Annotated in this window: 11 protein-coding genes; all 11 read right to left on the reverse strand. The window is 47.5% G+C overall.

Annotated elements, in window-relative coordinates; all coding sequences use genetic code 11:
- Window positions 1-5: 5 nt before the first annotated feature.
- A complete protein-coding gene (locus MWU49_RS17840) occupies window positions 6-1,097 on the reverse strand; it encodes a glycosyltransferase (RefSeq protein ID WP_246968422.1) in 1,092 nt (363 codons plus the stop codon).
- Window positions 1,097-2,083, reverse strand: coding sequence for a glycosyltransferase family 2 protein (locus MWU49_RS03925; RefSeq protein ID WP_246968424.1), 987 nt, complete (start codon window positions 2,081-2,083; stop codon window positions 1,097-1,099). The genes MWU49_RS17840 and MWU49_RS03925 overlap by 1 nt, the downstream gene beginning before the upstream one ends.
- 13 nt (window positions 2,084-2,096) lie before the next feature.
- Complete coding sequence (locus MWU49_RS03930; protein WP_246968426.1) at window positions 2,097-3,113, reverse strand: glycosyltransferase family 2 protein; 1,017 nt, start codon at window positions 3,111-3,113, stop codon at window positions 2,097-2,099.
- Between the two features lie 32 nt (window positions 3,114-3,145).
- Window positions 3,146-4,096, reverse strand: coding sequence for a sulfotransferase domain-containing protein (locus MWU49_RS03935; RefSeq protein WP_246970705.1), 951 nt, complete (start codon window positions 4,094-4,096; stop codon window positions 3,146-3,148).
- Window positions 4,096-5,454 (reverse strand): oligosaccharide flippase family protein, encoded by a 1,359-nt coding sequence (locus MWU49_RS03940; protein ID WP_246968428.1) that lies wholly within the window; start codon window positions 5,452-5,454, stop codon window positions 4,096-4,098. Before MWU49_RS03940 ends, MWU49_RS03935 begins: the two co-directional genes overlap by 1 nt.
- 8 nt (window positions 5,455-5,462) lie before the next feature.
- A complete protein-coding gene (locus MWU49_RS03945) occupies window positions 5,463-6,569 on the reverse strand; it encodes a DegT/DnrJ/EryC1/StrS family aminotransferase (protein ID WP_246968430.1) in 1,107 nt (368 codons plus the stop codon).
- Complete coding sequence (locus MWU49_RS17755) at window positions 6,566-7,030, reverse strand: acyltransferase (RefSeq protein WP_348646688.1); 465 nt, start codon at window positions 7,028-7,030, stop codon at window positions 6,566-6,568. Before MWU49_RS17755 ends, MWU49_RS03945 begins: the two co-directional genes overlap by 4 nt.
- On the reverse strand, window positions 7,027-7,434 hold the full coding sequence (locus tag MWU49_RS03955; protein WP_246968432.1) for an FdtA/QdtA family cupin domain-containing protein: 408 nt from the start codon (window positions 7,432-7,434) through the stop codon (window positions 7,027-7,029). The genes MWU49_RS17755 and MWU49_RS03955 overlap by 4 nt, the downstream gene beginning before the upstream one ends.
- 113 nt (window positions 7,435-7,547) lie before the next feature.
- Window positions 7,548-8,426 carry a glucose-1-phosphate thymidylyltransferase RfbA gene (gene rfbA, locus MWU49_RS03960; protein ID WP_246968435.1) on the reverse strand — a complete coding sequence of 293 codons (879 nt, stop codon included), beginning with the start codon at window positions 8,424-8,426 and terminating at the stop codon, window positions 7,548-7,550.
- A 277-nt stretch (window positions 8,427-8,703) separates the two neighbouring features.
- Entirely contained in the window at window positions 8,704-9,783 is a 1,080-nt protein-coding gene (rffG, locus tag MWU49_RS03965; protein WP_246968438.1) for a dTDP-glucose 4,6-dehydratase, read from the reverse strand.
- Between the two features lie 62 nt (window positions 9,784-9,845).
- Window positions 9,846-11,816, reverse strand: a complete 1,971-nt coding sequence (locus MWU49_RS03970; protein WP_246968441.1) for an acyltransferase family protein — start codon at window positions 11,814-11,816, stop codon at window positions 9,846-9,848.
- Window positions 11,817-11,889 lie beyond the last annotated feature (73 nt).

The following is an 11,889-nucleotide window of genomic DNA, read 5'->3' on the forward strand; positions in this document are numbered from 1 at the left end:
CGAATTCAGTGGTCAAATAAATCAAGGTACTTCTTCGCAATAACGTCAGGAGAAAAATCCTTGGCTCTCGCCTTGAGCTTTTCGGGATCAAAAGGTTCAGATAATGACTCTTCTATGGCGTTGGCCAAAGCAGCAGGGTCACCAACCGGCACAAGCTTGCCATATTTGCCGTTTTCAAGAATTTCGGCAGGGCCTGATTTACAGTCTGTTGAGACCACAGGCGTACCCACAGCCAGAGCTTCAACAATAACATTTCCGAAACCTTCCCACGCTGAAGAAAGAACAAACAAATCGGCTCGTCGGTAAAAAGGCGCAGGGTCTGAAACGAAACCGCCGAAATGAACATGATTTTCGATCCCAAGAACTTGGCACAGCTCTTCCAGCTGTGGCTGCAATGCACCACTTCCAAGTATAAGCAAAGATACGTCAGATCCAGAATGGACAAGCTTCTTCATTGAATGGAGTAACGCAGGATAATCTTTGGCCAGCTTAAGTGACCCCACAGCCAGTAGGCGATGTGAACCACCACTTTTCATCCAGGGATGATCTTTCCACGAGGCTGGGACTACAGTTTCCTCACTTATAGAAATCGGATTATGAATGACGCGAGTGTTACATGAGGGCAACCCTAGCAATTTGAGATCCTCAATTACACCGGCTGAGACACCGACAACACAATCGGCATGTGAATTGATCCAACGCATACTCTTTCGAAGCGAAAAACCAGCCAGTCCATAGTTTTGCGGAGATTGAGAAAGGGCGGAATGCTCTACCACCACCAAACGGCCACGAAAGTGTGAGAATTTTCCAGCAAACACAGCCAAACTGGATAATGGCCACATGGAGGCTAGCAGAACATCCGGCCGATTCACTCTCAAGTAATTAACCAGTGGCAAGAATGCCTTTCTAATTCGCCCCGCCTGAAGATCAATAACCCTGACTTGCTCGGGGACCTCGCTCAGTAACACACCCCGTTTGTTCAAGAGCAGAAGATCTACATCAAACCCCTGATTGACAAACTCATGGAGCAGCAGCAAATTAACACGCTCAGCTCCGCCTGCACGAAAATCAGGGATAAGCACCGCAATTCTACTCACTATTTCTTACACCCCTTTCTCGTAATTTCTTTTATATTCTCAAAGGCATTCTCTGTAAAAACCGGCCCCCAAGTCTTGCACGCCACTTTATAAAAGAAGCCACCTACGGGTTGCAGGCCAGGATTAATTTTTTTACCAAGATCAAAATATGAAACTGCCGCATTTGGACAGCCAATCCTTAGACAGTGCCGCCCTCTCGACCAGCAAAGGCGTGCGATATTTTCTAACGCCTCCTCTGAATAGTCATCAATCTCATTACTGATAAAATCCACCACTCTAGAAATCAAATCCACCTGCAAAAGGTGTTTAGATTCATCCCTTGTAGAGGAAAGCCTCGAACCATCACTGTGTACACGAATTTTACAGACCAGTTGATTACAATATCTTATCGGAAGCTCGGCCCTGACAATTTGCATACAAAATAAATACTCCTCACCTAAACTTATATTGGGATCATAAAAACGATCATCATCTATTAGATATTTAGGTAAAAGCCACAAACCAACCTGCGTTGCCTGAGTAAGAAGAAACTCCTTTTTAATAAAGTCGCCATCAGATGGCTGATACGCTAGCCCATACATATTCCCGACAAGCGGAAGGCCCTCTGACGAGATGGCCACTGCATTCCCAATTATTGCCTCACCTTGAAAACGGTCTGCGGCTTCCAGCAGAACAGCAAGAGCACCATCTGGGAGCAGGTCATCAGAATCGAGGAACTTGATATACTTCCCTGAGGCTCGACGCACACCATTTCTTCTGGCCGCACTCACCCCCGAGTTAGCTTGGTTAATCAGAACAATTTTGTCACCAAAACTTTCCGCAACACCTTGAGTTCCATCTGTTGAACCGTCATTAACGATAACAAGTTCTACTCTGTCATCTGATTGACTCAAAACTGAATTTATCGCTTCAGCAAGCCACTTTTCCGAATTAAAGCAGGGAATAACTACAGAAATAACAGGCTCACTAGAAGCTGTAAAATTCATGAATTTATCACCGTTAAATTTGCTTTATTTTTTTTGACAAAAACCTGAGAGCCGCTAGCACTTTAAGGCCAAAAACTCTTGCCAAACATATTCTTAATTCATCCAGATTACCTGCATAAAAAATATTTTTAAATCGATCTACAAATCTATCACTACTGGCTGCCAACTCAATTTCACACAGCCTTCTTTGTGTTGATATAACACTCATATTGAGCTTAGAAGCAAAGCTCGGATAGCTATCCGACAACTCTATTATCGCGTCAAGAACTGCAAGCCTTGTTGAAAATCGAAAAATCTCACGCTTCAAATTCCTAATTTCTTCTCTATAAGAGTTATCGCGCGATGCAAAATTCGATAGAGAGGAAGAAACAACTCTGTAGTTTAACAATGAAGAGCCAGTGTATTCTGAAGGCTTTTCATCTATAGCTGCAGCGTATGCCGCAAACAAAATATCCTCATTAAAAAGCCATCCAGATTTTATTGTTTTTATTGCAGAATTCAGAGCCCCACGGAAAAAGTTAATATCGTATGCAGCTGCAGCCCCATTGGCGAAACATGAAGAATCCGAGTCAATCAATGCCCACAGATTATTATCAGAATAATCATTCTTCAGGTTATAATCTAAAACTGCACCGCTTTCATCTATTCTATTGTAATTGCTTGCAGCAAACTTTGTGCCGTCTTTTTTCATTACATCAATAATAGCTCTAGTGCGATGAGGCAACGAGACATCATCGCCGGCAGCCACGACAATAAACTCGCCCTGCGCCAGATCTGAAACTTCTTTAACATGCAGTCCCAGCCCAAGATTTTCTGAACTTTGGCGCAAGATTACTTTGTGACTTCCATTATAATTGGCTGCCATTTCCTTCATAATCTCAAATGTGAGATCAGAGGAGAAGTCATCAGACAATATAATTTCAAGATTCCCATAATCTTGAGAAAAAGCACCTTCGACAGCCGCACGAATATATTTTTCCTGGTTATATGCAAACACAGCAAAAGTAACCAGATCCTCTCCATTTCCCACAGACAAAATCTCCACAAACTAAAAAAATCACATCAATCTGTCTTGTCAAATTTCCATTCTGACAAATCTCTTTTGATAAGATTCTCAAGGTCTGAAACTTCACTTTGAAACTTAGTTTTAAGCTCAAGAACAGAATTCGAGGAAATGTTGACGGGCTCTGATACTATTTTTTCAAAATTCATCCGGAGAATTTTCTTTACTTTATCAGGCAAAAACTGAAGCATAGGCTTGATTTTTTTTTGAACCAAAAAATCAATCGCCGGATACTTCAAACGCTTTGCGCCCGACGAGCCATTAACAATTTCGAAGTCAGAAATTGGTAGTTTTTCAGCATCCACTCCAACAAATCCACAAAGATCAGCTATTAACTTACGGGGATTTTCTTTAAGGTCATCATAAAGGCACACATAAACATTATTAAAATTATTAATATAAAAGTCCACCTGCTTAACATACATTGATACATCAACATAAAACAAATCAGGCAAAACCTTATTATCATTAAGCCTAGATTTTTCAGCCTCAAGTGATGCGCAAAAATCAAGGTGGTCAGGATCAAGGCGATGCTTACAAACAAAGCGATATTGAGAAAGAATCCTGCTCACAGGCTCACGTAAAATGATCACTATTTTAATATTTTTCCAATCAGCATGATGACTTTTAAGATTATCGAGAACATGATCGCAGTAATACAAATAGGAAGGGCATGCCTCTCCAGTTATCTGCCCATCTTCAGCGTCAGAAAAGTAACTTAAATAATCTTCAAGTATTACCGGAACACGCGCCACCCCGCGATGCTCTACTATAGATCTGTTTGGATTTGTTTTTGCATGCCAGAAATAAAGCTCCTTCTGTTTTTCCGGCATATAAATATCCGGATGCTTGCTTAAATAAGCATGCAAGGATGATGTGCCTGACTTGGCAGCACCAACAATCAAAAAATCAGGAGTCTTCGTTGACTTCAAATCTTCTTTCTTATTCATCACGAACCCGAAACCTTTTGCCATGGGAAATACATCATATTAATACCTAGTCGCTTATACACAACATAAACGCCAACAATGTTCCCGAAGCACATGTTAAAAAAATACGCAATAGCTGCACCGGCAGCACCAAAAGCATGAATAGCATAGAATGCGACAAGTAAAGTTAACGCTGCATTCACAAAAAGAATATTCTTTCGCCATTTGTGGCCGCCAGTCATGTCCAAAAGGTTTCCGGAAGCTCCGGTAAATGCGTTTATAAAATTAGCCGCCGCCAATATAACAAGGACATTCCATGCCTGTGCAAAAACATCACCAAATACGAGGAGTATGGGATAACTCAACAACCCTATTCCAAGCGACGCCGTTCCACTTGCCCAAAAGATGATTCGTGAACTTTCTCTAATTGTCTGCTTAAGCTTGTCATGTCCGGCCGAATAATCACGAGAATACATAGGCGCTGCCACAGTTACTACCGACGCAAAAATGAAATTTGCCAGATTCGCAACTTGTAGAGAAACATTGTATTTGGCCACCTCAGCTGGGCTCTCAAAATATGCTAATATGTAAACAAGCGCTTGCGTCGAGGCGAACATCAATAGCAAAGACTGATACATAGGCCAAGACTGACCAAGACTTTTTTTGAGCGTTAATTCATTTATTTCATTATCAGCAGTAGCATCAGGAGCCTGATCATTACCGTTCTGTATTTTCTTCCAAAAAATCAATACAGCCAAGACAAACGCACTTATGGTTGCCACCATAAAAGAAAATACAACAATATCACTTCCCGGTCTTTCCGAATATAAAACGAAGGCAGCCACTATAACCAGATTGGCACATCTAACATGAATGCTTCTCAAATACTCACTAAACGCTATCAATTTAAGACTTCGAAAAAGCTCACAGGCGAGACTATTGAAAAGCTGAAAAGGGACAACAACTGCTGCGAGCAGAATATATTTTTTTGCTTCTTCCCCACTAAAAAAATAAATTGCCACACCTTCTGAGAAAATTGCCAGCAGAAACGAAGTGACCAACGAGGCTGATATAGCAACACCAACCCACTTAAGCAGCGCCTTTTTGAATGGCTTTGGAACCTTCCCTGATTCTCCGTAACGCGAACCGTATTTCAAAGTTAGCTGATTAAAACCCAGTGTTGAAAAAAGAGTGCACGTTGCTACTACCTGAACCGTAAGCTGGTACTCCCCAAGAGCGGTTGCTCCAAAATTCCGAGAAACAATAATTACGAACACATACCCAATAAGAACACCGAGCACCCTCAGCCCGGCAACCCCTGTAACGCCTCGAACCAGCTCTTCGGAATACCCACTTATCAATTTACGAATCAAAGTCATGACTCCAATTAGTTATCGGACCATGCCGAGCATGAACCCGCTACGATCTTCATGTCCGCAAATGAAAGCGTCGGTCCTATTGGCAAACTCAACACAGAGCCATGAATAGATTCAGTTATGGGATAATTGAGTGTCGTCCATTCGACATAAGCCTGCTGTTTGTGCGGCGGAAGCGGGTAATGGATCAATGTTTGCACATGGTTTTCACTCAAATGCTGCTGGAGCTCATCCCGCTTGTCTGTGCGTACCACAAACAAGTGCCATACATGGCTTTCCCGTTCACCTGCTGCAGGGAGCTGGATGACGGGATTATCAATATTGGCAAGATAGTGCTCCGCCACCTTTCTCCGGTGTTCAATTTCTTCGTCCAGATGGCGCAGCTTCACCCTGAGCATGGCCGCCTGGATCTCATCAAGGCGGCTGTTTACGCCCTGATAGCGGTTTTCGTATTTCTTGTGACTGCCGTAGTTACCCAGCGCCCGAATGGTCTTTGCCAAGTCGGCATCATCCGTGGTGACAGCACCGCCATCCCCCAGTGCGCCCAGATTCTTGCCCGGGTAAAAACTGAATCCTGCTGCATCGCCCCAGCTGCCGGCCTTCTTGCCCTCAATGGAGGCACCATGTGCCTGGGCGGCATCTTCCAATACCAACAGGTTGTGAGCTTTCGCTAGCGCCATGATTTCCTTCATGGGGGCTATCTGCCCGTAAAGATGAACGGCCAGAATGGCTTTGGTGTCTGGGGTAATGGCGGCTGCGGTCTTTTCCGGGCACAGGTTGAACGTGGCCTCATCCGGCTCAACCAAGATTGGTTTAAGTCGGTTTTCAGTGATGGCCAGCACACTGGCAATGTAGGTGTTGGCTGGGACGATGACTTCATCGCCCTCCTTCAACCTGCCTTGCTCTTTCCAGGCCCGCAGGGTCAACGTCAGTGCATCCAGACCGTTGGCCACGCCAATGCAATGCTGCGTGCCACAATAGTCGGCAAATTCCCTTTCAAAGGCCTCGACTTCCTGGCCCTGGATATACCAGCCGGAATCAATCACACGGGTGCCCGCTTCAACCAGTTCATCACGGTACTGCTGATTGATGGCTTTTAGATCGAGAAATGGAATCATTCTTCTATATACCTGATGACTTTTGCCGGATTGCCTACCACGACTGCATTGGCGGGCACATCGCGGGTTACCACCGCACCGGCCCCCACCATGGCACGCTGACCGATCACGATGCCTGGCAATATCGTGGCATTCGCGCCGATACTGGCGCCTGATTCAACGATGATCCCGTCGAATTTCTCCGGGTATTGTCTGGAGCGGGGCATTGGGTCATTGGTAAAGGTCGCGTTGGGGCCGATAAAGACATCATCGCCAATCCGGGTCCCATCCCACAGGAACACACCGGACTTGACGGTGACTCTGTCCCCGATAATGACATCGCCCTCTACCAGAGTGTGTGCGCACACATTGCAGTCATTTCCGATTTTCGCGCCTTCAAGAATGACGGCGTATTGCCAGATTCGGGTTCCAGCACCAACTTCGCAGTCCGTCACGTCCGCCAAAGGGTGAATAACACTCACAGAGATACCCCTTTCAGGAATTCGTCGTAATCGCGGATGTAATCTGATTCGTCGTAGTGCTCACTGGCCAACACCAACAGAACGCAATCCTCACTGAAGTCATGCATTTCCCGCCAGATCATGTCTTCAATCACCAACCCTCGGGTGGGTGAATCCAGCCAGACATCTTCGCGCGTTTGGCCGTCATCCAGCACCATGCGGCATTTACCCGCCACACAGATGGCAACCTGCTTGAGGTTTTTATGGGCGTGATAGCCACGGCTTACGCCCTGCTCGGTATGGTAGATGTAATACACGCGCTTGATATCAAACGGTACGGCTTTTTCCATGCCGATTTCCACGGCAACCAGGCTGCCGCGTTCATCTCCCAGCGACTGAAAGTCCACCCATTTCACCAGACTCATACCGTTGCACCTTCCCGCTCGTACTTTTGAAGCTTTTCAAATAAAAAAGCCTGCGCATGCTTTGTCGATCCTGGAAGCTCGACGCCCTGCATGTCGATTTCAAGGACTGCCATTTATTCTTGCTCCAGCAGCTTCAGGAGGTAGGCACCGTAGCTATTTTTCTTGAGCAATTCTCCCTGTTCTTGAAGTTGCTCTTTACTGATGAAGCCCATGCGCCAGGCGATTTCTTCCAGGCAGGCCACTTTCAGGCCCTGGCGCTTCTCCAAGGTTTCGATGTAACCCGCAGCCTCGTGCAGGGAGTCGAAGGTGCCGGTGTCCAGCCAGGCGTAGCCACGGCCTAGCAGTTCCACATTCAGGTCGCCGCGATCCAGGTAATCCTGGATTACAGTAGTGATTTCCAGTTCGCCACGGTCCGAAGGCTTTACCTGCTTGGCGATCTCCACCACATCGTTGTCGAAGAAGTACAGGCCTGTCACCGCGTAGTTGGATTTGGGTTTGGCAGGTTTCTCTTCGATAGAGATAGCCCGCTTGCTGTCGTCGAATTCCACCACGCCGAATCGCTCCGGGTCGGAGACGTGGTAGCCGAAGACCGTGGCCCCGCTTTTCTGTTCATTGGCTGCCTGCAGCATCTGGGACAGGCCCGGGCCGTGATAGATGTTGTCGCCCAGTACCAGGCAGACGGGATCATCGCCGATAAACTCTTCGCCAATGATGAAGGCCTGGGCCAGACCATCCGGGCTGGGCTGGATGGCGTAGGTCAGCTCAATGCCGAACTGGCTGCCATCACCCAGCAGGCGCTGGAAACCGGCCAGATCTTCCGGGGTGGTGATGATCAGCACTTCACGAATGCCCGCCAGCATCAGCACCGACAGCGGGTAATAGATCATCGGCTTGTCAAAGATGGGCAACAGCTGCTTAGACACGCCAATGGTGAGTGGATACAGGCGTGTGCCGGAGCCTCCGGCCAGGATGATGCCTTTGCGAGTGGTCATGAGGGTTCCTTGCTGGTTTTCTGAAGCATGCGTTCCACGCCCTGCTTCCAGTCCGGTAATTGCAGATTCAATGAGCTTTCCTGTGCACGACGCCCTGGACGAGAGTAATTTGGCCTAGTGGCGGGCACAGGATAGTCTTCACAGGCGAGTTGATTGTAGAAATGGGAAACCTGTCGAGGCATTACACGCTCGAGTTCCCAGCCCACCTCACCGCTCTTGCCGAGCAGCAGGATGGTACCTGTTTGTGTGTTCTCTGCCTGCGTCCTTGCCACTGTGCTCAACCTGCCTTTGATTCGGTTTGTGTGCCGAGGCGTTCGCGCCGGTAACTGCCGTCCTGCACCCGCTGGCACCATTCGCTGTTGTCCAGATACCACTGGACGGTCTTGCGGATGCCGGTTTCGAAGGTTTCCTGCGGGGTCCAGCCCAGCTCTCGTTCGATCTTGCTGGCGTCGATGGCGTAGCGCAGGTCGTGGCCGGGGCGGTCCTGAACGTGGGTGATCAGGTCGTGGTACTGATTCAGGCCGTCGGGCTTGTTGGGTACCAGCTCTTCCAGCAGGTCACAGAGGGTATAGACCACTTCGATGTTCTGTTTTTCGTTGTGGCCGCCGATGTTGTAGGTCTCCCCCACTTTGCCTTCGGTTGCCACTTTGTAGAGCGCACGGGCATGGTCTTCCACGTAGAGCCAGTCGCGCACCTGGGTGCCTTGGCCGTACACCGGTAGCGGTTTGCCTTCCAGGGCGTTGAGGATCATCAGCGGGATGAGCTTTTCCGGGAAGTGGTACGGGCCGTAGTTGTTGGAGCAGTTGGTGATCAGCGTCGGGAAGCCATAGGTGCGCAACCAGGCGCGGACCAGATGATCGGAGCTGGCCTTGCTGGCCGAGTACGGCGAGCTGGGGGCGTAGGGGGTGGTTTCCGTGAACAGGTCTTCCGGGCCTTCCAGATCGCCGTAGACTTCATCGGTGGAGATATGGTGGAAGCGGAAGGCCTGCCGGGCGGTTTCGTCCAGGGTGTTCCAGTATTGGCGTGCCGCTTCAAGCAGGGTGTAAGTGCCGATGATGTTGGTTTCCATGAAGGCCGCCGGGCCGTCGATGGAGCGATCTACGTGGCTCTCTGCCGCCAGATGCATGATGGCATCGGGCTGGTGCCGCTGTAATACCGCATCCAGGGCTGCGCGATCACAGATATCTACCTGTTCGAAGGCGTAGCGTTCGTTATCACTCACGCTAGCCAGGCTCTCCAGGTTGCCGGCGTAGGTGAGCTTGTCCACATTAACGACTCTGTCGTCTGTGTTATCGATGATGTGGCGGATAACGGCAGAGCCGATAAAGCCGGCGCCGCCGGTGACCAGGATTTTCATGCTCTTTCTCATTCAAAAACACTTCAGTTTTCAAGAAAAAATACATCCACTCCAAAATGGATCTAATTAGTATTGAAGCTTATCCGATTTTCCTTGATTAATGGCGCGACCACCTTAACTGCTGCCGAGTTAGACAAGTGATCATCATCATAATAAATTGGCACCCCTTCCCTCTCGATATCGCAAATCACGTCATCACAAAAACCTTGCCATACTGATATAAAAGAAACACTGCTAGGTAGTAGCCCAGAAATGAAACGATCAGCCATTCCCGCACGTTGACTGACCTCATCGCGATAAATCCCACCCGGATAATCAAGCCCTAAATAACGAGCTAGCGCAGACACATGAGGAACATGAAAACCAGGCTCAGGCACTGAGCCAATAATGACCACATCAATTCGGTTATGCGACAACCGTTCCAGAGTCCGTTTTAAAGAGCGCGCGAAAACCTTGAAATTCTCATCATCAGAAATAGAGACACTATAATCATCTTGTAAATACACCTGGTTAGAGCCGCCGCTCTCAGGCAACGTTCCCGTTAACAATGCTGGCCAGCGCCCGCCTAAAAAAACCGTATCGATGCTTTTTTCTCTTTCAAGCGTATCCCAGACTTTATCTTTGAACTCGGCACACTCATCGCTCCTATGCCCATCAAATCTTCTGGCTCCATCCAGTAAAGGGCACCCTCCACTCCAGAACAATGTACCCGCACGACCATCCATAAGGCCGGACGCCTCAATAGCTGGACGGATCGCCGCTGCATGACTGTCGCCTATTACCGCATACGTCACAGGCAAATCTGGATCACCAAAACGACACTCACCCACTTTTTTCAAGCCCGAACATTTAGCACGGAATGGATCAACATCTTCTGCTGCAGCCAACGCTTTACGGGCAGAATCATTCAATCGTTCCGGAAATCCCTGATAAAAAATGGAAACAAATGAAATAGAGACCAGTCCTGCGGAGACAATTAGAAGCCCCTTTACTCTCGATTTCATTTTTCCACCATCTTTTCTCCTGAAAGGGCTCTCTACATATCTCCAAGACGCCCATCCGATCAAAAATGAGAGGAGCAACCCCAAAACTGCTAACTCAAGTTCAAGATGAACACTTGCCGTAACGACCCGCAAAGCTGTGAGTATAGGCCAGTGCCAGAGGTATAACGAATAGGACAGAAGACCAACAAAAACCATAAAGCGGGATGATAGAAGCCTGGACGCCACTAGCGATGTTCCATCACCATGTATAACCAATGCCGCACCAAGACAGGGAAGAAGCGCCACCCATCCGGGAAAGACCATTCCACTATCAATGTAAAAAAAAGACAGACAAATCAGAAGTACACCCAAAGCAGGAAGCAGTTCTTTCAAAACACCTTTCTGTACCCTCGGCACGCTTCCTGTCGCTAAAACTGCGCCAATCGCCAACTCCCAGCCCCTTGCTGGAAGAAGATAATAAGCGACAGAAGGCTTGTTAAGCGACAGCCAAACCCCAAGACCAAAGGCAAGAATCAAACCAATACTCAAAATGGCCGGCAAAGAGATATTTACCCGCTTCACAAGAATCAGGAAAACCGGAAAAAACAGGTAAAACTGTTCCTCAACACCCAGTGACCACGTATGCAATAACGGCATAAACTCGGCCGTTGGTGAAAAGTAGCCTGACTGCCCCCAAAAATAAAAGTTTGAAACTGAAAGCAACGCAGCAATAGCAGACTTTGAAGTATTGACCGCCTGATCTGGAAGACTGATAGCCTGAAACAATATGACTGTCACAAAAAGAACAACCAATAATGCAGGAACAATCCTTCTTATTCGCCTTTCATAAAACCGAGAAAATGAAAACCCACCCCGATCCACTTCATTTATTATAATCTTCGAAATCAGATACCCGCTAATAACAAAAAAAATATCAACACCAACAAACCCGCCTGGCAACCAGTCCGCTCCAGCATGAAAAATCATAACGGGCAAGACTGCCAGCGCACGCAGACCATCAATATCCGCTCGGTATTTTAATTCGGGCATGCCACAAAATCCTGATTCAATTTTCAAAGCCAAATAATTATTAACGGCTTGGTTTCTCTCGATTCAGTTTGAA

It is taken from the genome of Alcanivorax sp. S6407 (assembly GCF_023016115.1).
Lineage (GTDB): Bacteria > Pseudomonadota > Gammaproteobacteria > Pseudomonadales > Alcanivoracaceae > Alcanivorax.

Excerpts from the sequence above, each read along its gene's own strand:
- MWU49_RS03935 (WP_246970705.1), bottom strand. The coding sequence starts at position 4,096 with ATGAATAAGAAAGAAGATTTGAAGTCAACGAAGACTCCTGATTTTTTG.
- MWU49_RS03970 (WP_246968441.1), bottom strand. The coding sequence starts at position 11,816 with ATGCCCGAATTAAAATACCGAGCGGATATTGATGGTCTGCGTGCGCTG.
- MWU49_RS03945 (WP_246968430.1), bottom strand. The coding sequence starts at position 6,569 with ATGATTCCATTTCTCGATCTAAAAGCCATCAATCAGCAGTACCGTGAT.
- MWU49_RS03955 (WP_246968432.1), bottom strand. The coding sequence starts at position 7,434 with ATGAGTCTGGTGAAATGGGTGGACTTTCAGTCGCTGGGAGATGAACGC.
- MWU49_RS03940 (WP_246968428.1), bottom strand. The coding sequence starts at position 5,454 with ATGACTTTGATTCGTAAATTGATAAGTGGGTATTCCGAAGAGCTGGTT.
- rffG (WP_246968438.1), bottom strand. The coding sequence starts at position 9,783 with ATGAAAATCCTGGTCACCGGCGGCGCCGGCTTTATCGGCTCTGCCGTT.
- MWU49_RS03925 (WP_246968424.1), bottom strand. The coding sequence starts at position 2,083 with ATGAATTTTACAGCTTCTAGTGAGCCTGTTATTTCTGTAGTTATTCCC.
- rfbA (WP_246968435.1), bottom strand. The coding sequence starts at position 8,426 with ATGACCACTCGCAAAGGCATCATCCTGGCCGGAGGCTCCGGCACACGC.